This is a genomic window from Duganella sp. CF517, from assembly GCF_900110275.1.
Classification (GTDB): Bacteria; Pseudomonadota; Gammaproteobacteria; order Burkholderiales; family Burkholderiaceae_D; genus Rugamonas.
The window spans coordinates 20,126-41,416 of record NZ_FODC01000006.1 but is presented as its reverse complement, the minus strand read 5'-3'; the positions used below and the strand labels follow the sequence as shown (position 1 = coordinate 41,416).

General features: G+C 65.2%; 20 protein-coding genes. 8 read left to right on the top strand and 12 right to left on the bottom strand.

From position 1 onward, the window contains the following. Positions 1-10: 10 nt before the first annotated feature. The 7 genes from BMX85_RS22315 to BMX85_RS22285 all read right to left on the bottom strand — a co-directional run bounded on the left by BMX85_RS22315 (position 11) and on the right by BMX85_RS22285 (position 7,520). Entirely contained in the window at positions 11-1,054 is a 1,044-nt protein-coding gene (locus BMX85_RS22315; protein WP_090323994.1) for a histone deacetylase family protein, read from the bottom strand. A 21-nt stretch (positions 1,055-1,075) separates the two neighbouring features. Continuing rightward, complete coding sequence (gene gshA / locus BMX85_RS22310) at positions 1,076-2,674, bottom strand: glutamate--cysteine ligase (RefSeq protein WP_090324697.1); 1,599 nt, start codon at positions 2,672-2,674, stop codon at positions 1,076-1,078. A 173-nt stretch (positions 2,675-2,847) separates the two neighbouring features. Beyond that, positions 2,848-3,687 carry a peptide chain release factor N(5)-glutamine methyltransferase gene (gene prmC / locus BMX85_RS22305; RefSeq protein ID WP_090324696.1) on the bottom strand — a complete coding sequence of 280 codons (840 nt, stop codon included), beginning with the start codon at positions 3,685-3,687 and terminating at the stop codon, positions 2,848-2,850. Then, positions 3,684-4,157 (bottom strand): disulfide bond formation protein B, encoded by a 474-nt coding sequence (locus BMX85_RS22300; RefSeq protein ID WP_090323990.1) that lies wholly within the window; start codon positions 4,155-4,157, stop codon positions 3,684-3,686. Before BMX85_RS22300 ends, prmC begins: the two co-directional genes overlap by 4 nt. Positions 4,158-4,242: 85 nt before the next feature. After that, on the bottom strand, positions 4,243-5,319 hold the full coding sequence (gene prfA, locus BMX85_RS22295) for a peptide chain release factor 1 (protein WP_090323987.1): 1,077 nt from the start codon (positions 5,317-5,319) through the stop codon (positions 4,243-4,245). A 116-nt stretch (positions 5,320-5,435) separates the two neighbouring features. Next, positions 5,436-6,710, bottom strand: coding sequence for a glutamyl-tRNA reductase (gene hemA / locus BMX85_RS22290; RefSeq protein ID WP_090323985.1), 1,275 nt, complete (start codon positions 6,708-6,710; stop codon positions 5,436-5,438). A gap of 117 nt (positions 6,711-6,827) precedes the next feature. Then, on the bottom strand, positions 6,828-7,520 hold the full coding sequence (locus BMX85_RS22285) for a response regulator transcription factor (RefSeq protein WP_090323982.1): 693 nt from the start codon (positions 7,518-7,520) through the stop codon (positions 6,828-6,830). A 248-nt stretch (positions 7,521-7,768) separates the two neighbouring features. On the opposite strand from BMX85_RS22285, the gene BMX85_RS22280 reads away from it, so the two are divergent. Beyond that, complete coding sequence (locus BMX85_RS22280; RefSeq protein WP_090323980.1) at positions 7,769-8,299, top strand: hypothetical protein; 531 nt, start codon at positions 7,769-7,771, stop codon at positions 8,297-8,299. 48 nt (positions 8,300-8,347) lie between these two features. Here the strand turns inward: BMX85_RS22280 and minE are convergent, their stop codons facing one another. The 4 genes from minE to metE all read right to left on the bottom strand — a co-directional run bounded on the left by minE (position 8,348) and on the right by metE (position 12,964). Next, positions 8,348-8,599: a cell division topological specificity factor MinE gene (minE, locus tag BMX85_RS22275; RefSeq protein ID WP_090323978.1), complete on the bottom strand. Its 252-nt coding sequence runs from the start codon at positions 8,597-8,599 to the stop codon at positions 8,348-8,350. A 1-nt stretch (position 8,600) separates the two neighbouring features. Further along, a complete protein-coding gene (minD, locus tag BMX85_RS22270) occupies positions 8,601-9,416 on the bottom strand; it encodes a septum site-determining protein MinD (RefSeq protein ID WP_090323976.1) in 816 nt (271 codons plus the stop codon). 36 nt (positions 9,417-9,452) lie between these two features. Further along, positions 9,453-10,268 carry a septum site-determining protein MinC gene (minC, locus tag BMX85_RS22265; protein ID WP_090323974.1) on the bottom strand — a complete coding sequence of 272 codons (816 nt, stop codon included), beginning with the start codon at positions 10,266-10,268 and terminating at the stop codon, positions 9,453-9,455. Between the two features lie 296 nt (positions 10,269-10,564). After that, positions 10,565-12,964: a 5-methyltetrahydropteroyltriglutamate--homocysteine S-methyltransferase gene (gene metE / locus BMX85_RS22260; RefSeq protein ID WP_090324695.1), complete on the bottom strand. Its 2,400-nt coding sequence runs from the start codon at positions 12,962-12,964 to the stop codon at positions 10,565-10,567. Between the two features lie 107 nt (positions 12,965-13,071). Here metE and BMX85_RS22255 point away from each other — a divergent pair, with 107 nt between their 5' ends. The 6 genes from BMX85_RS22255 to BMX85_RS22230 all read left to right on the top strand — a co-directional run bounded on the left by BMX85_RS22255 (position 13,072) and on the right by BMX85_RS22230 (position 18,409). Further along, positions 13,072-13,980, top strand: a complete 909-nt coding sequence (locus tag BMX85_RS22255; RefSeq protein WP_090323971.1) for a LysR family transcriptional regulator — start codon at positions 13,072-13,074, stop codon at positions 13,978-13,980. Between the two features lie 287 nt (positions 13,981-14,267). Beyond that, positions 14,268-15,446: an acetyl-CoA C-acetyltransferase gene (locus BMX85_RS22250; protein WP_090323968.1), complete on the top strand. Its 1,179-nt coding sequence runs from the start codon at positions 14,268-14,270 to the stop codon at positions 15,444-15,446. A 92-nt stretch (positions 15,447-15,538) separates the two neighbouring features. Next, positions 15,539-16,279, top strand: coding sequence for an acetoacetyl-CoA reductase (phbB, locus tag BMX85_RS22245; RefSeq protein ID WP_090323965.1), 741 nt, complete (start codon positions 15,539-15,541; stop codon positions 16,277-16,279). Between the two features lie 123 nt (positions 16,280-16,402). After that, on the top strand, positions 16,403-17,359 hold the full coding sequence (gene pip, locus BMX85_RS22240) for a prolyl aminopeptidase (RefSeq protein WP_090323962.1): 957 nt from the start codon (positions 16,403-16,405) through the stop codon (positions 17,357-17,359). A 127-nt stretch (positions 17,360-17,486) separates the two neighbouring features. Beyond that, the gene (locus tag BMX85_RS22235) at positions 17,487-17,933 is read left to right on the top strand and encodes a DUF2721 domain-containing protein (protein ID WP_090323960.1); all 447 of its coding nucleotides are present in this window, start codon (positions 17,487-17,489) and stop codon (positions 17,931-17,933) included. A 23-nt stretch (positions 17,934-17,956) separates the two neighbouring features. Then, positions 17,957-18,409: a hypothetical protein gene (locus tag BMX85_RS22230; RefSeq protein WP_090323958.1), complete on the top strand. Its 453-nt coding sequence runs from the start codon at positions 17,957-17,959 to the stop codon at positions 18,407-18,409. On the opposite strand, the gene BMX85_RS22225 is transcribed toward BMX85_RS22230, so the two are convergent. Then, positions 18,397-19,005: an SRPBCC family protein gene (locus BMX85_RS22225; protein ID WP_229210625.1), complete on the bottom strand. Its 609-nt coding sequence runs from the start codon at positions 19,003-19,005 to the stop codon at positions 18,397-18,399. The two genes, BMX85_RS22230 and BMX85_RS22225, sit on opposite strands and share 13 nt — an antisense overlap. Before the next feature lie 208 nt (positions 19,006-19,213). On the opposite strand from BMX85_RS22225, the gene BMX85_RS22220 reads away from it, so the two are divergent. Further along, a complete protein-coding gene (locus tag BMX85_RS22220) occupies positions 19,214-21,265 on the top strand; it encodes an NADPH-dependent 2,4-dienoyl-CoA reductase (protein WP_090323952.1) in 2,052 nt (683 codons plus the stop codon). Positions 21,266-21,291: the final 26 nt, after the last annotated feature.

Below are 21,291 nucleotides of genomic sequence, written 5' to 3'. Positions count from 1 at the left end.
GGCCGGTCGCCTACAGCGCGGTCTCGTAGCCTTCGAGGACGTTGACGACGTTGGTGCCCAGCTCCTTGACCGCGTAGCCGCCTTCGAAGATGAAGGCGGTCGGCAGGTTCAGGTACGCCAGCCGCTCGCCCACCTTCAGGTAATCCGCGCTTTGCAGCGCGAAGCGCGACAGCGGATCGCCGGCGAACGTGTCCACGCCCAGCGATACCACCAGCGCGTCCGGCGCGTAGCCGCCGATGCGGATGCAGGCCGTCTCCAGCGCCGTGAACCAGGCCTTGACCGAGCTGCCCGCCGCCAAAGGCAGATTCATATTGAAGCCCTGGCCCGCGCCTTCGCCGCGTTCATCGGCGTGCCCCAGGTAAAACGGATACTCGCTGCGCGGATCGGCGTGGATGGACACGAACAACACGTCGTCGCGCCCATAGAAAATGCTCTGCGTACCGTTGCCGTGGTGGTAGTCGATGTCGATGATGGCGACCTTTTTGGCGCCGTCGTCGAGCATGTGCTGCGCGGCCAGCGCGGCATTGTTCAGGAAGCAGTAGCCACCGAAGAAATCGGCGCCGGCGTGGTGGCCCGGCGGGCGGCTCAGCACGAACGCGCCGCGCTCGCCGAGCCGCAGCGCGTGCGCGGCGTTGACCGCGCAGTCGGCGCCGGTCTTGGCGGCGGTCCAGGTGCCCGCCGTCAGCGGGGTGCCGCTGTCCATCGAGTACAAACCGAGTTTGGCGCAGAAGTTATCCGGCTCGATGTCGTCGCGCAGCGTGCGCACCGGCCAGACGGCCGGGAAGGCGTCCTTTTGCGCGTTGGCCGGATCGAGCGCCAGCCACTCGCTCCACGCGGTGCGCAGGAAATGCAGATAGCGCGGCGTGTGGATGCGCTCCAGGGACATCAACGGCACGCCGTGCGGCGTGACGATGCGGCCAAGGCCGCGCCGGCCCAGCTCCGCCAGCACCGAGTCGGCCCGCTCCGGCTTCTCGAAGCACGGCACCAGCTCGCCGCGAAAAATCTCGTGGCGTCCCCGGTGCTGCGCATGCAGCTCGTTGTAGAAGGTGAGCACGGGCGTCCCGTTGGGTTGTGGTTAGTCGCAGTCGACGCTGGAGTGGCACAAATTGCTGGCGCGGTAGGCCGCGACATAATCGTCGAAATTGCCTTGCGGGGCGGCTTCCATCTCGGCCTGTTCGGCCAGCGAGGCGGCGGCCAGGCCGTCGAAATACGCCGCGTCGCCGGCGCCCGGCGCATGGCCGCGGAAGTAGGCGGCGTGCTTTTCGCTCTGCGCCAGTCCGAAGGCGGCGAACGACTTGCCGTTCGCTTGCAGGGTCGCCAGCACCTTGGCCGACGGCGTCAGGCTGGCGTCGGCCAGCTTGGCCGCCTGCGACGCCATGGCGTCGGCGTGCGCGCTGTCGCCGCGCAGCGAGTCCAGAAGCTCGGCGGCCGGGCGGATGCGTTCGAGCAGTTCGGCGCCCCAGCGTTGCAGGCCGATCTCGCCGTCGTCGTTGGTCAAGGTCAGGCCGGGACGGCGGCCTTCCTTGACGGTGCGGGCGAAGTTGCGGGTGTGGCGCAGGCTGTCCTCCGGCGTGATCTTCGGGCTTTCCTCCAGCGCGCAGAACAGCAGGAAGGCGTCGAGGAAGCGGCCCGCTTCGACGCTGATGCCGACCGGTTCGAACGGGTCGACGTCCATGCAGCGCACTTCGATGTATTGCACGCCGCGCGCGCACAGCGCCTGGATCGGCCGTTCGCCGGTGTGGATGACGCGCTTGGGACGGATGGTGGAGTAGTACTCGTTTTCGATCTGCAGCACGTTGGTGCTGAGCTGTATCCATTCGTCGCCGCGCTTGGTGCCCAGTTCCGCGTAAGGCGCGTACGGCTGGTTGACGGCCTTGGTCAGCGCCGCGACGTAACTGTCCAAACAGTTCTCGTGCGGGCTCAGACCCGATTGCGCGTCGTTCTGGTAACCCAGGTCGCTCATGCGCAGGCTGGTGGCGTAGGGCAGGTACAGCGTGTCCTCGGACAGCGTTTCGAGCTTGTGCGGGCGGCCGCGCAGGAAGCCGGTCGACAGCACCGGCGAGGCGCCGAACAGATACATCAGCAGCCAGCTGTAACGCCGGAAGTTGCGGATGGTCGCCAGGTAGGCTTCCGACTGATAGCCCTTCTTCGACAGGCGCTTTTCGGCCGGTTCGTTCTCCGCCAGCACGCGCCACAGGCGTTCGTCGAGCGAGTAGTTGTAGTGGATGCCGGCGATGCACTGCATCGCCTTACCGTAGCGCAGCGCCAGGCCGCGGCGGTAGACATGTTTGAGCGTGCCCAGATTGGAGCTGCCGTACCAGGCGATCTCGATGTCTTCCTCGCCCGGCAGCTGGCATGGCATCGACTGGCTCCATAACAGCTCGTCGCCCAATTTGCTGTAGGCGTAGCGGTGGATGCCATCGAGCTTTTCGATGGTGGTGGCGATGTCCTTCTCGGCCGGCGTGATGAACTCCAGCAGCGCCTCGGCGTAATCGGTGGTGATTTGCGGATGCGTCAGGGCCGAGCCCATGGCCACTGGATGCGGGGTGGCGGCCAGGTGGCCTTGCCGGTCAACTCGCAGCGTTTCGCGCTCGATGCCACGCAAGCCGCCGAGCACCGCGCGGTGCTCTGGCTTGGCCAGCAGTGCCAGGCGGCGAGTCAGTAGATTGGACAATTGGATCTTCCTTTCGTGTTGCATCAAACAAACTGTGAGGTGCGAGATTAACCGAAAACGGGCAAACGCGTCGGCGAAGCCAAAAGTTGGCCATCACCAAAGATCGCTTGCTAGTTTATCAAATAGTGGGGGAGGTGGCGCAAAGCCAGCATACCCCGGGGGAGGGGCGCTTGTCAGTGCGCTCGCGCACCGGTCACGCGCTCGATGCCGGCCAGGTCGGTCCAGCTTTGCACGTCGGTGTAACCTTGTCCGGATAATAACTCCCGCACGGCCGCCGACTGGTCGTAGCCGTGTTCCATCAGCAGCCAGCCGCCCGGCTTCAAACGCGCCTTCGCGCCGGCGACGATGATGCGCAGCGCCGACAGGCCGTCGGCGTGGTCGGTCAGCGCGCCCACCGGCTCGTAGCGCAAGTCGCCCTCGGACAGATGGCGGTCGCCGCTGGCGATGTACGGCGGGTTGGAGGCGATGACGTCGAACGGCGGCTTTGCCTCCAGCGCCGCGTACCAGTCGCTGTGCAGGAAGGCGACGCGGGCGCCGTTGGCGGCGGCGTTGCGGCGCGCCACGGCCAGCGCCTCGGCGCTGACATCGAGGGCGGTGACGTCGGCGTCCCGCCGCGTGTGGGCCAGGGCGACGGCGATGGCGCCGCTGCCGGTGCCCATGTCGAGCACCCGGCCCGACGGCGGCAGGCGCTCCAGGGCCAGCTCGACCAGCAGTTCGGTGTCGGGACGGGGGATCAGCACGGCGGCGCCGACTTCGAACGGCAGGCCGAAAAATTCGCGCTGGCCGACGATGTAGGCGATCGGTTCGCCGTCCAGGCGGCGCTGCACCAGCGCGGCGAAGCGCTGCGCCTCGTCGGCGGCCAGCGCACGCTCCGATTGGGTGATCAGGCCGACGCGGGTCAGGCCCAGCGCGTGGCACAGCAGGATGCGGTTATCCAGCGCGTCGAGCAGCGACTGGATTTGCAGGGCGCCGACGGTGACGCCGGCCCCGATGGCGCCGAGTCGGTCGATCATGCGCGCGGGCGCCGCAGCAGGGCCCATGCCAGCGCCAGGGCGAAGAAGGCGAACCAGATGAAGGACCACTGCGGAATCGCCAGCCCGAACCACGGCGCCAGCGCGTCCTCGCACAAGCCGTCGGCCCGGAACAGGAAGGGCAGGTAGGTGGCGGTGGGGATCTTGTTGAGGAAGGTCTCCATCGGGTCGATGCCGCACGACAGGCCGGGGTTGGCCAGCACGTACAGGTGGTCGCCGGCGTAATACAGCCCGCCCAGCGCGGCCAGCAGGCCGACGCCGGCGCCGATTTTCGGCTTGCTGATATACGCGCCGACCAGCGAGGCGATGCCGATCGCCAGGAACAGGTAGCGCTGGATCACGCACAGCGGACACGGAAGCATGTCGAGGCCATGCTGCAGATACAGGGCGACGGCGATCAGGCCGAAGCTGGCGAAGGCGATAAACAGCAGCAGGGAGCGGGACTGGTTCATGTTTTATCCGTTGTAGTGAGTCGCGTGATTTTCGCACATCACCGGCGTTGCGGTCTTAGGCGGCTCTTAATGCCGATGTCCGGTATCAGTCGCCCAGCGCCGCCAGCAACTCGGCCTGGTGCTCGGCCGCCAGCGCGTTGGTCAGCTCCGTCAGGTCGCCGTCCATGATGAAATCGAGCTTGTACAAGGTCAGGTTGATGCGGTGGTCCGTCATGCGGCCCTGCGGGAAGTTATAGGTGCGTATCCGCTCGCTGCGGTCGCCCGAGCCGATCAGGCTCTTGCGGGTGGCCGCTTCCTTCGATTGCTGCTCGCGCAGCTGTACGTCCTTGATGCGCGCGGCCAGCACCTTCATCGCCTGCGCCTTGTTCTTGTGCTGCGAGCGGTCGTCCTGGCATTCGACCACGATCCCGGTCGGCAGGTGGGTCAGGCGCACCGCCGAATCGGTCTTGTTGATGTGCTGACCGCCGGCGCCGGAGGCGCGGAAGGTGTCGATGCGCAGGTCGGCCGGATTGATGTTGACGTCTTCGACTTCGTCCGCCTCCGGCATCACCGCCACGGTGCAGGCGGAGGTGTGGATGCGGCCCTGCGTTTCGGTGGCCGGCACGCGCTGCACGCGGTGGCCGCCGGATTCGAACTTCAGCTTGGCGTAGACGCCGTTGCCGACCAGGCGCACGATCACCTCGCGGTAGCCGCCCAGGTCGGACGCCGATTCCGACACCACTTCGACCTGCCAGCGATTGCGCTCGGCGAAGCGGGTATACATGCGCAGCAGGTCGCCGGCGAACAAGGCCGATTCGTCGCCGCCGGTGCCGGCGCGGATTTCGAGGAAGATGTTGCGCTCGTCGTTGGCGTCCTTCGGCAGCAGCATTTTTTGCAGCTCGATTTCCAGCTCCGCCATGCGGGCCTTGGACGCTTCGATCTCGTCCTGCGCGAATTCCTTCATCTCCGGATCGGACAGCATCTCCTGGGCGGCGGCGCCGTCGCCGATGGCTTCCTGGTAGGCGTTGTACAGCGCCACCAGCGGACCGAGTTCGGCGTGCTCGCGGGTCATCTTGCGATAGGCGTCCATATTGCTGGTCGCGCCTTCGGACATCAGCAGTTCATCGAGTTCGACCAGGCGGTTGGCCAATTGATCGAGCTTGGACAGCATGGATGGTTTCATAGCGTATTCGGTATTCTGTAAGGGGTGAGGCGGATGCCGCAGGGACGCGGCGCGGGGGGCGGTTCGGCGCCGACCGGCGGCATGCGCGGTCGGCCTTGCGGTGTGCGGCGGGGTCGCTAACGACGGCCGCGGAACAGCTGCGGCAGCAGCTCGGCCAGGTGGGCGCGCTCGTCGCCCTGGGCACGGTGCAGCGCCTGCTGCGGACCATGCATGAATTTCGCCGTCAGGCCTTTGGACAGGGCTTCGAGGACGGCGTCGATATCCTCGCCCTTGGCCAGCATCTTGCGGGCGCGTTCCAGTTCGATCTGGCGCAGCGCCTCGCCGTTTTCCTGCAAACTTTGAATCACCGGCACCACGGCGCGGTCGTCGATCCAGTGCATGAACGACTGCACCCGCGTCTCGATGATCGCCTCGGCCTGGGCGACGGCGGCCTGGCGGTTCTCCATCCCGGTCTGCACCACCTTGCCCAGGTCGTCGACGGTGTACAGGAAGGCGTCGTTCAGGCGCGACACTTCCGGCTCGATATCGCGCGGCACGGCCAGATCGACCATGAACATCGGCTTGTGGCGGCGCGCCTTGATCGCCCGCTCCACCATGCCAAGGCCGATCAGCGGCAGCGACGAGGCGGTGCACGAGATGACGATGTCGTACTGGTGCAGCTTGTCCTGCAGGTCGGCCAGGCGGATCGCGCGGCCGCCGTAGCGGTGCGCCAGCAGCTCGCCGCGTTCGAGCGTGCGGTTGGCGATGGTGATGGATTTCGGATTCTGCGCCGCGAAGTGGGTGGCGCACAGTTCGATCATTTCGCCGGCACCGATGAACAGCACGTTCTGCTCGGAGATCTTGTCGAAGATGCGCTGCGACAGGCGCACGGCGGCGGCGGCCATCGACACGCTGTGGGCGCCGATCTCGGTGGTGCTGCGCACTTCCTTGGCGACCGAGAAGCTGCGCTGGAACAGCTGGTGCAGATAGGTGCCCAGGCCGCCCGCCTCGTCGGCGGTGCGGATCGCGTCCTTGATCTGGCCGAGGATCTGCGTCTCGCCCAGCACCATCGAATCGAGCCCGGAGGCGACGCGGAAGGTGTGGCGCACGGCGTCGTGCTGCGGCAACAGATACAGGTGCGGCCGCAGTTCGGCGTAGTTCAGTTTGTGGAAATCGGCGAGGAAATGGGCGCCGGCGTCGAGCGGTTCCGGCACCTGGCTGGCCGCGTAGAGCTCGGTGCGGTTGCAGGTCGACAGGATCGCCGCCTCGTCGCTGCCGCGATGGTCGATGCGCTCGAACCACGAACGCGCCGCCACCACCGCCTGGCCGAGCTGGTCAGGGGCGAACGCCAGCTGCTCGCGGAGCGAGACCGGTGCGGTGTTGTGGTTGAGGCCGACGGCAAGCAGCTGCATTTCGGGTCCGGGCGGTGAGTTAGCGGACATTATACCGTGATGTACCCGTATGTTGCCCCGAGGCTGCCTAAAGCCATAGCAGCGGCCGCCTCGATGGAACCGGGCGGCCGCGGGGAATCACGCCGCGCCGAGTTTTTCCAGGCGGTAACCGTAACTGTAGACCGGCACCAGGCGGAAGCCGTTTTCGGGTTTCAGCTGCAATTTGTTGCGCACGCGGGACACGTGGGTGTCCATGGTCCGGGACGGCACGGCGGTCTCGCGGATCCACACGGCCTCGTGGATATAGGCGCGCGACAGCGGCCGGCCGATGTTGCGGAAAAATAACAGCGCGAGGTAGAACTCTTTGTGGGTAACGTCCAACACCACGCCGTCCATCAGCAAACGGCCGGGCCGCGTCTCGAACACGTATTGACCGAATTGCAATTGTTCAGCACCGTTCTGGGCCGGATAGGCGCGCCGGAGCAGCGCTTGCACGCGCGCCACCATCTCGCTGCGGCGCAGCGGCTTGATCATGTAATCGTCGGCGCCGGCGGCCAGCCCGGCGACGATGTCGTCCTCGCCCGAACTGGTCGTGAGGAACAAAACGGGTGCGCTGTCGGGCAGCTTTTCACGGGCGCGGCGCATCACCTCGGCACCGGTCAGGTCGACCACCTGCCAGTCGAGTATGAGCATGTCGTAACTGTCTTTACGCAGCTGTGCCAGCACGTCTTTTGCGGTCTGAAAACTGTGGCAAATGTGGCCGGCGGAGGTCAATACCTGGCAGATCAAGTCTGCCTGGCTGCGGTCGTTGTCGAGTACGGCGATTCTCATACTGCTGCCTGTAGGAAATATATGTTAAAGAGATGTCACGTCAAATATAACAGAGATTCACAAATTAATTGGCAGAATGATTAAATATTTTTTTTGGGACATTAACGTTTGTCGTTTGACAACGACTTTTTGTTGCTTATTTTCATCGTGCGCGCCCGTCCGGTTATTACACGGTACACTGGAAAAAGCCCGAATTCAATGAAGAAGTTGAAATTTGGAAAGAATCTTCAGTTCATCCGGGAGGCGCGATGGGACTCAAAACAAACACCAACTGGACCCTGGTTCCAGGCACCACGCGCGATATCGACGCGGTGCGGGAACGCTGCCGCAAGCTGGTGCGGCGCCGCGCGATGGTGTCGGCCGGCGTGGCGGCGGTACCGATTCCGGGCCTCGACGTGGTGTCGGACATGCGCCTGTTCGCGCAGCTGATCGACGACATCAACCACGAGTTCGGCTTGTCCGACGAGCAGATCGAGAAGTTGCAGCCCAAGTTCAGGCTGATCGCCTATGAAGCGGCGATCGGCGTCGGCGGCATGCTGATCGGTAAGGTGGTGACGCGCGAAGTGGTCACGCAGTTGTTGCGCCGCAGCGGCATGAAGGTGGTGGCGCGCCAGGCCGGCAAGATGGTGCCGCTGGCCGGCCAGCTGGCGGCGGCCGGGATCGGATTTTTCGCGTTCCGGCAGATCGGCTACCAGCACGTGGAAGCCTGCGCCAAGGTGGCGGCCAAGCTGGTGACGGCCGGTGTCGCGCACGACGGCGCGCTGGCCCGTCCGGCATGAAGTGTGTCGCTGGTGACACGTTGGCGGGCCGCGCGGCCCGCCATTTTTTTACGCGTCCGGCAGCACCACGTTGACGTCGAGTACTTCCAGGTTGCCCTGGCGGTCGAGCGAAATCTTGATGTCGTCGGCGTTGACCTTGGTGTACTTCGAAATCACCTCGATCAATTCCTTATGCAGCGCCGGCAGAAAATCCGGACCGCTGCGGCCATTGCGCTCGCGCGCGATGATGATCTGCAACCGCTCCTTGGCCGCTGTCGCGGTTTTCTGTTTTTGCGGGAACAGGAAAGAAAGCAGGGCCATGTCACTTGCTCCCAAAAATACGCTGCAGAAGACCTGGCTTTTCATAATTGACGAAGCGCAACGGCAATTCCTGCCCGAGGAAGCGCGACACCACGTCTTCGTAGGCTTCCGCGACATCGGTGCCCTTGAAGTGAATGGCCGGGTTACCCTGGTTCGAAGCGTGCAGCACCGATTCCGATTCCGGGATGATGCCGATCAAAGGAATGCGCAGAATTTCCTGCACGTCTTGGTACGACAGCATTTCGTCCGCTTCCACGCGTTTCGGCGAGTAGCGGGTGATCAGCAGGTGTTCCTTGACCGGCTCGCCGCCGGTCTGGGCGCGGCGCGACTTGGCCTGGATGATGCCGAGGATGCGGTCCGAATCGCGCACCGACGACACTTCCGGATTGGTGACGATGATCGCTTCGTCGGCGAACGTCAGCGCCATCAGGGCGCCATGCTCGATGCCGGCCGGCGAATCGCAGATGATGAATTCGAAGCCCATGTTGATCAGTTCGTGCAGCACGACTTCCACGCCGTCTTCCGACAGCGCATCCTTGTCGCGCGTCTGCGAGGCCGGCAGGATGAACAGGTTGTCGCAGTGCTTGTCCTTGATCAGCGCCTGGGTCAGCGACGCTTCCTTGTTGATCACGTTGATCAGGTCGTACACCACGCGGCGTTCGCAGCCCATGATCAGGTCGAGGTTGCGCAGGCCGACGTCGAAGTCGATGACGGCGGTCTTATGGCCGCGCATGGCCAGGCCGGTGGAAAAGCTCGCGCTGGAAGTCGTCTTACCGACACCGCCCTTGCCGGACGTCACTACAATGATTCTCGCCACAAATAATCCTTTTCAGAGAGACGAACAGCAGGCCGTTCAGGCGCGGTTCGCGGAATTGACAGATAGTATATCGATTCGGTCGCCGACCAAGCGGATTTGCGCAGGGGAACGCGCGAACTCGGCGGGGAACCCGTCTTCAAAAGTACGGTAAACGCCGGCAATCGACACCAATTCCGGCGACATGGTCATGGCGAAGATGCGCGCCTCGGGATTGCCGGAGGCGCCCGCCAGCGCGCGGCCGTGCAGCGTGTTGTAGACATGGATGCTGCCGTCGGCGATGACTTCGGCGCCGTTGTTGACGACCGCCGTGATGATCAGGTCGCAGCCGCGCGCGTAGATGCGCTGGCCGGCGCGCACCGGCGTGTCGATGATCATGACGCCGGCGTTGCCCGGCAGGCTGTCGGTGGCGGCGGCGGCGGTGGCCGCCGCCACCGGCGCTTTGGTGGGCGCCGGCGCCGGCGCCGGTGCAGGAGCCGTTGCCTTGGCGGCCGCTTTGGCCGCGACGGCGTCGGCCTCGTCGGCGCGCGGCTTGGTCGCGGTTTCCAGGCTCAGTCCGTGGGCGGCGATGTCGGCGGCCATCGACGGCGGCGCGTTGCGCACGGCGACCGGATTCAAGCGGTATTTTTTCAGCAGCGCGATGATGCCGGCCCAGTCGACCGGATCGCTGCCGGCCGGTAGCGCGGCGACGTCGATCACGGCCAGGTCGTCCTCGAAGAAGTCGGTGGTGCCGCCGGTCATTTCGGCCAGCGCGGCGTCGAGCGCGATGCTGTCGGCGGTCGCCAGGATGGCGGAGACGGCGACGACGGTGGAAATCTTGATTTCGATGGGCTTTTGAAACAGGCTCTTGGACATGGGCGACAGTATTAGAGGTATGTGAGGTGAATAACCTCGCGCGCATGCGCAGGCACGAGCATTCTACTGTGGAAAGCGGCGGATGGGGAGGGCGCACGGCTTACCGGGCCAGTAAAAATGCGGGATGGGGCCGGCGCGGCGGCCAGGGTCCGGGCCTCGGTCGCATGGCGCGCCGGCGCGGGACCTCGGCAAATTCCGATACACGTGGGGCGGATCGGCGTCGCGTCATCGGCCAATGCATGCGCCGCCGGCGGCGCAGCCCTGGCCGATGACGGCGTTGCGCCGTGGCGGGCCCCTCAATAAATCGCGTGCTCGGCGCGCAGCTGGTGCGCCGCCGCCACCATATTGCGCAGCGCCGTCTCCGTCTCCGCCCAGCCGCGCGTCTTCAGGCCGCAGTCCGGATTCACCCAGAGATTGCCAGCAGGAATTACCGCGCTGGCCTTGCGCAGCAGCCGCACCATTTCCGCCTGGCCCGGCACGCGCGGCGAGTGGATGTCGTACACGCCCGGCCCGATCTCGTTCGGATAGCGGAATTGCCCGAAGCCGTTGAGCAATTCCATGTCCGAGCGGCTGGTCTCGATCGTGATCACGTCGGCGTCCATCGCGGCGATCTGCGGCAGGATGTCGTTGAACTCGGCATAGCACATGTGCGTATGGATCTGCGTGCCGTCCGCCGCCGCGCCGGCCGAGACGCGGAACGCGCGCGTGGCCCAGTCCAGATACTCGTCCCAGCGGCCGCGGCGCAGCGGCAAGCCTTCGCGCACGGCCGGCTCGTCGATCTGGATGATGCCGATGCCGGCCCGCTGCAAATCGGCCACCTCGTCGCGGATCGCCAGCGCGATATGCAGCGCCGTGCGCGAGCGCGGCTGGTCGTCGCGCACGAACGACCACTGCAAAATCGTGATCGGTCCCGTCAGCATGCCCTTCATCGGTTTGCCGGTCAGGCTTTGCGCGTGCACGGTCCAGTCCACCGTCATCGGCTTCGGACGGCTGACGTCGCCGTAAATGATCGGCGGCTTGACGCAGCGCGAGCCGTACGATTGCACCCAGCCCAGTTGCGTGAAGACGAAGCCGTCGAGCTGTTCGCCGAAATATTCGACCATGTCGTTGCGCTCGGCCTCGCCGTGCACCAGCACGTCGAGTCCCAGCGCCTCCTGGCGGCGCACCGCGTAGGCGATCTCGTCGCGCATCTTGCCTTCGTAGCCGGCGGCGTCCAGCTCGCCGCGTTTGTAGCCGGCGCGGGCGGCGCGGATGGCCGGCGTTTGCGGGAACGAGCCGATGGTGGTGGTCGGAAAGTCCGGCAATCGCAGGCGCGCGCGCTGCACCGCCTGGCGCTGCGCGAAAGCCGATTGCCTGCGGTCGGCGTCGCCGCCCAGCGTCGCCAGGCGCTCCCGCACGGCGGCCTGATGCACGCGTTCGCTGGCGCGGCGCCCGGCCAGCGCCGCGCGCGAGCGCTCCAGCGCGTCGCTGACCGGGGCTTCGTGGTTGCCCTGCAGCGTATGCTTGAGCAGGTACAGCTCGTCCAGTTTTTCGGTGGCGAAGGCCAGCCACGATTTGATCTCGCCGTCGAGCGCGGTTTCGGCGGCGAGCGTGAACGGCACGTGCAGCAGCGAGCACGACGACGACAGCCACAGCTTGCCGCCGCGCTTCTCGACGATGGGCGCCAGGGTGGCCAGCGCCGCGTCCAGGTCGGTGCGCCAGATGTTGCGGCCGTCGACGATGCCGACCGACAGCACCTTGTGCACCGGCAGCCAGTCGGCGATGCTGGCCAGCTCATGCGCGGCGCGCACGCCGTCCACATGCAATCCCGCCACCGGCAGCCGGCACGCCAGGCTCAGGTTTTCCTCCAGCGGCGAGAAATAGGTCGCCAGCAGCAGCGGCACGCCGACCTGGTTCAACTGCCAGTAGGTGTTTTCGAACGCGCTGCGCCATGGCGCCGGCAGGTCGAGGCCGAGGATGGGTTCGTCGACCTGCACCCATTGCACGCCTTGCGCCTTCAGGCGGTCCAGCAGCGCGCCGTAGACCGGCAGCAGCTTGTCGAGCAGGTCGAGGCGGTTGAAGCTGTGCTCGACCGCCTGCGCGGCGGCGCCGCCTTTTTCCTTGCCCAGCCACAGGAAGCTCAGCGGCCCGAGCAGCACGGCCTTGACCGCGTGGCCCAGCGCCTGCGCTTCCGCGACCTCGTCGAACAGCCGCTCGCAGGTCAGCGAGAACGCCGTTTCCGGCGTGAATTCGGGCACCAGGTAGTGGTAATTGGTGTCGAACCATTTGGTCATTTCCAGCGCGGCCGAGGCATGCACGTCGCCATCGTCGGCATGGTCGTGGCCGCAGTCATGGCCGCATTCCTTGTGCTCCGCGCCGCCGTCGCCGCGCGCCATGGCGAAATAGCGGCTCAGCTGCGATTGGCGGGGATCGAAGCCGTAGCGCGCCGGTTCGCAGCCCAATAGCTGAACATGATTGGCGACCTGGTCGTAGAAGGCGAAGTCGCCGACGCTGACGAAGTCCAGCCCGGCCCGCTCCTGCAACGCCCAGTGGCGCGCGCGCAGCGCGCGGCCCACGTCTTCCAGGCCGGCTTCGTCCAGCTCGCCGCGCCAGTGCGCCTCGAGCGCGAATTTCAGTTCGCGGGCCGCGCCGATGCGCGGAAAACCCGGGATGTGGATGTTGATGTGGCTCGGGGCCGCTTTATTTGATGGTGTCATGATCGGTGTCATCCGCATTTAATATTGATGCGATAAAGTTTGCGGCATTCCGGTCTATAATCAAAACGAAAGATTTTGTAGTTTCACATGAAAATTTTTAATAGACCATGCTAGAGATACGCCACCTTCGCACCTTGAGCGCCCTTCGTTCGGCGGGCAGCCTGGTGCGCGCCGCCCAACTGCTCAACCTGACCCAGTCGGCGTTGTCCCATCAGATCAAGTTGCTGGAAGATCGCTACGGCGGGCCGCTTTTTGAGCGGAAATCGGTGCCGATAGGCTTTACCGCCACCGGCGCGCGGCTGCTCAAACTGGCCGATATGCTGTTGCCGGAAATCGAGGCGGCCGAGCGCGAAGTGGCGCGACTGACGCAGGGCGACACCGGCCAGCTGCGCGTCGCGCTCGAGTGCCACACCTGCTTCGATTGGCTGATGCCGGTCATGGACGAGTTCCGCAAACGCTGGCCGGACGTGGAAATCGACCTGGTGTCCGGTTTCCACAGCGAGCCGGCCGAGCTGCTGCGCGTCGGCGCCGCCGACCTCGTCATCGGCTCGGCGTATGGCCCGGATTTCGTCACGTTCCCGCTGTTCCGTTATGAAATTTTGGTCGTGATGGCGCAAAAGCACCGGCTGGCGATGCAGCGCCGCCTGCAGGCGGCCGACTTCGAGGGCGAGACGCTGATCACCTATCCGGTGCCGGAAACCCGCATCGATCTGATCCGCGAAGTGCTGCAACCGGCCGGCATCCAGGTCCAGCGCCGCACCGCCGAGCTGACCGTCGCCGTGCTGCAACTGGTCGCCAGCCGCCGCGGCATCGCCGCCTTGCCCAACTGGGCCATCAAGAACTACGTCGACTACGACTACGTGATCGCCAAGCCGGTCGGCGACCACGGCCTGTGGAGCGACCTGTTCGTGTCGGTGCCGGAGTCGCAACGGCAGAAAGCCTACGTGCTCGATTTCGTCAAAGTGATACGCGAGCAGTGCGCCGCCACGCTCGACGGTATCAGATTATTGTCGTGACAAATTTGCATGGTTTCTTCAAAATGTCTTGCGGCAGGTCGATACAAAGATTGACACAAATCAAAGTGTTGCCAAATCCGGGCGCTTACGATGGCTCCGCGACTTGGGACAGTCGCTGGCATGGATGCTGCTAGAGAAATAGTGGCCATTCCTCGCGGCGACGCACAATCGAAACCCCCCACGGCCTCGCCGCCGTAGGCGTATTATCGACGTTCGCGCAGTTGCTAACGTGTTGCTAATGTTGTTGCTAAACTAAGCCGGCCACGGCCGGCGTATTGGAGAGTCATATGGATGATGTAGTTATCGTGGCCGCTGGCCGTACCGGTGTCGGCAAATTCGGCGGCAGCCTCGCCAAGATCGCGGCCTCGGACCTGGGCGCGCACGTGATCAAGGGCCTGCTGGCCAAGACCGGCATCGATCCAAGCCAGATCAGCGAAGCGATCCTGGGCCAGGTGCTGACCGCCGGCGTCGGCCAGAATCCGGCCCGCCAGGCGGTCATCAAGTCCGGCCTGCCCAATTCCATCCCCGGTTTCACCATCAACCACGTGTGCGGCAGCGGTTTGAAAGCCACCCACCTGGCGGCCCAGGCGATTAAATGTGGCGACGCACAAATCGTCATCGCCGGCGGCCAGGAAAACATGAGCGCCGCGCCGCACGCGATGCCGGGCTCGCGCGACGGCTTCCGCATGGGCGAGATCAAGATGGTCGACACCATGATCGTCGACGGCCTGTGGGACGCGTTCAACCAGTACCACATGGGCATCACCGCCGAGAACGTCGCGAAGAAACACGACATCTCGCGCGCCGAGCAGGACGAGTTCGCGCTGCAATCGCAGCTGAAGGCCGAAGCCGCTCAAAAAGAAGGCAAGTTCAAGGATGAAATCCTGCCGCTGGAAATCGCCAATAAAAAAGGCACCGTGGTCTTCGACAGCGACGAATACATCAAGCCCGGCTCGACCCTCGAAGGCCTGGCCGGCCTGCGTCCGGCGTTCAACAAGGAAGGCAGCGTCACCGCCGGCAACGCGTCCGGCCTGAACGATGGCGCCGCCGCCGTCATCATGATGTCCGCCACCAAGGCCAAAGAACTGGGCCTGCCGGTGCTGGCCAAGGTCAAGGCCTACGCCTCGTCCGGCCTGGACCCGGCGCTGATGGGCATGGGCCCGGTCTCGGCCAGCCGCCTGTGCCTGAAAAAGGCCGGCTGGACCCCGGACGACCTGGACCTGATGGAAATCAACGAAGCCTTCGCCGCGCAGGCCGTCGCCGTCAACAAGGAAATGGGCTGGGACACCAGCAAGATCAACGTCAACGGCGGCGCCATCGCCATCGGCCACCCGATCGGCGCGTCCGGCGCCCGCATCCTGGTCACCCTGATCCACGAAATGATACGCCGCGACGCCAAGAAGGGCCTGGCCTCGCTGTGCATCGGCGGCGGCATGGGCGTGGCGCTGGCGATCGAGCGTCCGTAAGAATAAAACATGCCGCCTCCGCGGTCGCGGGGCGGCGCGCGAACTTTGGTGTCAGCGAAGTTTGGTATCAACTACGAAGAGGGGACAATAAAATGGCAAGAGTTGCATTGGTAACTGGCGGTATGGGCGGTCTGGGCGAAGCGGTGTGTTTCAAGCTGTCGGCGCTCGGCTATTGCGTGGTCACGACGTATTCCCCCGGCAATCCCAAGGTCGAGCAGTGGCTCGCCACGACGCGCGACCAGGGGTTCAACTTCCGCGCCTATCCGTGCGACGTGGCGGACTACGATTCGGCGCAGGCGTGCGTGGCCGCCATCGAAAAGGACATCGGTCCGATCGATGTGCTGGTCAACAACGCCGGCATCACCCGCGACATGACGTTCAAGAAGATGGACAAGCCGAACTGGGACGCCGTCATGGCCACCAACCTGGACTCGGTGTTCAACATGACCAAGCCGGTCTGCGACGGCATGGTCGATCGCGGCTGGGGCCGCATCATCAACATCTCGTCGGTCAACGGCCAGAAGGGCGCCTTCGGCCAGACCAACTACTCGGCGGCCAAGGCCGGCATGCACGGTTTCACCAAGGCGCTGGCGCTGGAAGTGGCGCGCAAGGGCGTCACCGTCAACACCATCTCGCCCGGCTACATCGGCACCAAGATGGTGATGGAAATCCCGCAGGAAGTGCTCGATACCAAGATCATTCCGCAAATTCCGATGGCGCGCCTGGGCAAGCCCGAGGAAGTGGCCGGCCTGGTCGCGTATCTGTCGTCGGACGAGGCGGCCTTCGTCACCGGCGCCAACATCGCCATCAACGGCGGCCAGCACATGTCGTAAGCCGGCCGTCATGTGGGGCGGCAAGCTTGCCGCCACGGCAATCGAAGCCAGGTTCGTTCGCGATCCTGGCTTTTTTTTCGTACAATCAGCTATCGATGCTCAACGGATACGCAAAGGATAGCCATGTTCGACCCGACCTCGCCCCTGTTCCCGCCCATCCTGCCGACCCGGCACGGCATGCTGGCGGTCGACGACCTGCACACCATCTATTGGGAGGAGGTCGGCAATCCGGACGGCATTCCGGTCATCTTCCTGCACGGCGGCCCGGGCGCCGGCCTGTCGCCGCAGCACCGCCGCTTCTTCGACCCGGAACAGTACCGCGTGATCCTGTTCGACCAGCGCGGCGCCGGCAAGTCGCTGCCGCTGGGCGAGTGCCGCGGCAACACCACCCAGCTGCTGATCGAGGACATCGAACGCCTGCGCGCGCTGTTCGGCATCGGGCAGTGGCTGGTGTTCGGCGGCTCGTGGGGCTCGACCCTGGCGCTGGCCTACGGCCAGGCGCATCCCGGGCGTTGCCTCGGCTTCGTGCTGCGCGGGATCTTCCTGTGCACGCAGGCGGAAATCGACTGGTTCCTGTACGGCGCGCAGTGGTTCCACCCCGAAGTGTACGAGGAGTTCATCGCGCCGATTCCGCAGGCGGAGCGCGGCGACCTGCTCAAGGCCTACGTCGACCGCATCATGAGCGACGACCCGGAGGTCCACTGGCCGGCGGTGCGCGCGTGGAGCCGTTTCGAGGGCCGCCGCGTGTTCCTGCTGCCGCAGCCGGACGAACCGCCGTCGGACGCGCTCGACCTGGGCGTGGGCCGGCTCGAATCGCACTACATGGCCAACCTGGGCTTCTTCGAAGACGATCAACTAATCCGCGACATGGGCCGCATCGCCCACCTGCCGGCGGTGATCGTGCAGGGCCGCTACGACGTGATTTGCCCGCCGTCGTCGGCCTGGCGCCTGCGCCAGGCCTGGCCGGGCGCGGTGCTGCACATGATTCCCGACGCCGGCCACGGCGCGATGGAAAAGGGGATCGCGCGCGCGCTGGTGGGCGCGACCGAACAGTTCAAGCGCGGCCGCGCGTTTGCATAAACGCCGCACATTCGCGCGCGCGGCGCCGGGAATCGGCCCGCGCCCGTCCCGGGCTGCTACACTATGGCTTGACTAGCAATATCGACTGCCCAGAGAGGCGCGCATTAAAACCAGCTTATATGCAATCATGAATATCCAGATCGGCGATATCGGCCACATTATCCAACTGGCCATCGCGCCGGTGTTCCTGCTGACCGGCGTGTGCACTAACCTGATGGTGCTGACCAACCGGCTGGCACGCATCATCGACCGTTCGCGGGTGCTGGAGGACCGGCTCGACATCGGTTACAGCGACGTCTATCTGAACGAACTCGATGTGCTGTACCGAAGATCGCACCTGATCAACGCCTCGATCACCCTGTCGACCGCCTGCGGCCTGCTGATTTGCCTGGTCATCGCGATGCTGTTTTTGGGCGACATCACCAACACCCCGCTGGACAAATACATCGCCGGCATGTTCGTGGTGGCGATGCTGGCGCTGATCGGCAGCTTCTGCTACCTGCTGCGCGAGATCTTCATCGCCTCGGCGGCGATGCGCTCGCACCGCCACGTGCGCCGCGCCCCGGTCAAATAACCTGTAAAGAATAGAGTACCAACATGCACGACTACCAACGCCCTCCGACCCTGCACCGCTACGGCGTGCGCGAAGACCTGGAACTGGCGCTGACCCAGGGCCAGTTCATCCTCGTCCCGGCCTCGAACTGCCTGACCCTGAGCTTTTCGAAGGCGTGGGACCGCAAGCTGTTCGAGCTGTTCTCGTCCGACGCCTGCCTGATCATCCACAACACCGAGGAATTCGGCGAGCGCCTGCACCGCGCGGTGCAGCGCGCGCTCCCCAGCTGGGCCGGCATCGACGGCGCCGTCGAATACGGCACCCGCGCCGCGCTGGGCGCCGCCTTCACCAAGACGGCGGCCGAGGCGCAGGAGCAGGAGTGGCAGTTCGCCTGGCGCTCGATGCAGAGCAAATTGAGTTTGAATCCGGTGCTGGTGAAAATCGGCAGCCTGGAAAACTTCGCCGAGCTGCGCTCGCGCGATACCTACCTGGCCTGATTGGGCTGTGCCGGCGATGGCGCGGGGGCGTTGACGGGGACCGCCGGCGTGGCCTGCACGCCGCCCCGTTTGGGGCCGTCGTCGCGGCGCTCGATGCGCGCCACCACGGCGCTCATCATGTGTTCGATGTCGCTGCGGATCATGTTCGATCCCAGGATGCCCGGCACATAAAAATTCGGCAGCAGCTTGCCGCTGTAGACGATCCTGGTGCCGCCGGTCTCCGGCATCGGCACCAGTTCCCACTTCGATTCGTAGTGCTTCATGTCGCCGGAGATCAGCGAGATTTCGATCGACGACATCGGCTGCTCGGTCGCCCGCACGATCAGGTGGATGGCCTTGGACATGAACAGAAACCGCGCCACGCCGAATTGTTCGATGATCACTTCGTTGCCGTTGCGTGACAGGACCTTGCACGATTCCAGGTCGGGCACGAACTCCGACATGCGCTCGTAGCCAGTCAGCACGCGCCATACCTTCGGCAGTGGCGCCGCCACCGTCGCGGTGGCGTCCACTTCGTACATGTGCCGCGCTTCGGCGTCCACGCGATTGACCGAGACCTCCAGCTTGGGTAGTTCAAGCTTAGGTGCTTGTGCCATCGCCACCGGGGCAGCCACACCTAACAACAAATACACAAGGAATCGCTTCATCGTTCCAGCGTAAGGGAAAGGGTGGCAGAATACAAGCGAAGCGCCATCCCGTTACAAAATACACGCGGTGCCGGGCCTTTAGAAGCCCGGGTCTAGAGAATTCGGTTTTAATGCGGGCATCCAGTCTGACGGATCACACCTGGGCCATATAACCATAATGACAAATACACCATACCCCCATTTGCTGGCGCCCCTCGACCTGGGTTTCACCACGCTGCGCAACCGCGTCGTCATGGGATCGATGCACACCGGCCTGGAAGACCGCTTCTACAACTACGGCAAGCTCGCGGCGTTCTACCGGGAGCGCGCGCGCGGGGGCGTGGGCCTGATCGTCACCGGCGGTATTTCTCCCAACCGCTCCGGATGGTTGCTGCCCTTCGGCGGGACGCTCAACTTCAAGGGCGACGTGCGCAATCACCGCCGCGTCACCAGCGCGGTGCACGAGGAGGGCGGCAAGATCCTGATGCAGATCCTGCACGCGGGCCGCTACGGCTATCAGCCGTTCGTGGTGTCGGCGTCGGACAAGAAATCGCCGATCTCGCCGTTCAAGCCGCGCGCGCTGACCGAGGCCGGCATCGAGCGGACGATACGCGACTACGCGCGCTGCGCCAGGCTGGCGCGCGAGGCGGGCTACGACGGCATCGAGGTGATGGGCAGCGAAGGCTACCTGCTCAACCAGTTCCTGTGCGCGCGCACCAACCTGCGCACCGACCGCTGGGGCGGCAGCATCGAGAACCGCATGCGGCTGCCGGTGGAAATCGTCAAGCGCATCCGCGCCGAAGTCGGTCATGACTTCATCATCATGTACCGCCACTCGCTGCTCGACCTGGTCGACGGCGGCAATACCTGGGAGGACGTGGTGGCGGTGGCCAAGGCGCTGCAGCAGGCCGGCGTCACGATCCTCAACAGCGGCTACGGCTGGCACGAGGCGCGGGTGCCGACCATCGTCACGTCGGTGCCGCGCGCCGCCTTCGCCGGCATCGCCGGCCGCCTGCGGCTGGAGCTGACGATACCGGTGGTGGCGTCGAACCGCATCAACATGCCGGCCGAGGCGGAAGGCATCCTGCAGCGCGGCGACGCCGACATGATCTCGATGGCGCGCCCCTTCCTGGCCGACTCGCACTTCGTCGTCAAGGCGGCGCAGGGCAAGGCCGACGAGATCAACACCTGCATCGGCTGCAACCAGGCCTGCCTCGATCACACCTTCTCCAACAAGCGCGCCAGCTGCCTGGTCAACCCGCGCGCCTGCCACGAGACGGAACTGGTGTACGCCAGGACGGCCAGGCCGCGCCGGGTGGCGGTGGTCGGCGCCGGGCCGGCGGGATTGTCGGCGGCGACGGTGGCGGCCGAATGCGGCCACGATGTCACCTTGTTCGACTCGGCCGACAGCGTCGGCGGCCAGTTCAAGATCGCCATGCAAATTCCGGGCAAGGAGGAATTCGCCGAGACCATCCGCTACTTCCGCCGCCGGATCGATTTGACCGGCGTGAAGCTCAAGCTGGGCGTGCGCGTGACGCGCGAGCAGCTGATCGCCGAGGGTTATGACGAGGTGGTGGTCGCCACCGGCATCAAGGTGCGCCGCCCGCCGATCGAAGGCATCGATCATCCGAAGGTGCTGTCGTATATCGACGTGTTGCAGAACAAGGCGCCGGTCGGCAAGCGCGTGGCCATCATCGGCGCCGGCGGCATCGGCTTCGATGTCGGCGAATATCTGCTGCACGATCCTAAGCATCCGCTGCCGCTGGCGCTGGATGTCTGGGCCAGGGAATGGGGCGTGGGTTTGAAGGGCGACACGCCGGGCGGCCTGGTCGCGCCGGCGACGCCGGAGCCGGTGCGGCAGTTGTATCTGTTGCAGCGCAAGACGTCCAAGCTGGGGGCGGGGCTGGGCAAGACCTCGGGCTGGGTGCACCGCGCCGTCCTCGCGCGCAATGGCGTGGTGATGATCGGGGGCGTGCAGTACGACCGGATCGACGACCATGGCTTGCACATCACGGTCGGCGGCGAGCAGCGCTTGCTGTCGGTGGATAACGTGGTGGTGTGCGCGGGCCAGGACAGCCTGACCGAGTTGATGCCGTCGGAGGAGGAGGCGAAAGCGAATCCGTCGTGGCCGCGCTTCCGCAAGATCGGCGGCGCCGCGCTGGCGGCGGAGCTGGACGCCAAGCGCGCCATCAAGGAAGGCGCGGAGCTGGCTGTCGGCCTGGGCCTGTAACGCAACCGGTCGAAGGCGGCCGCTGG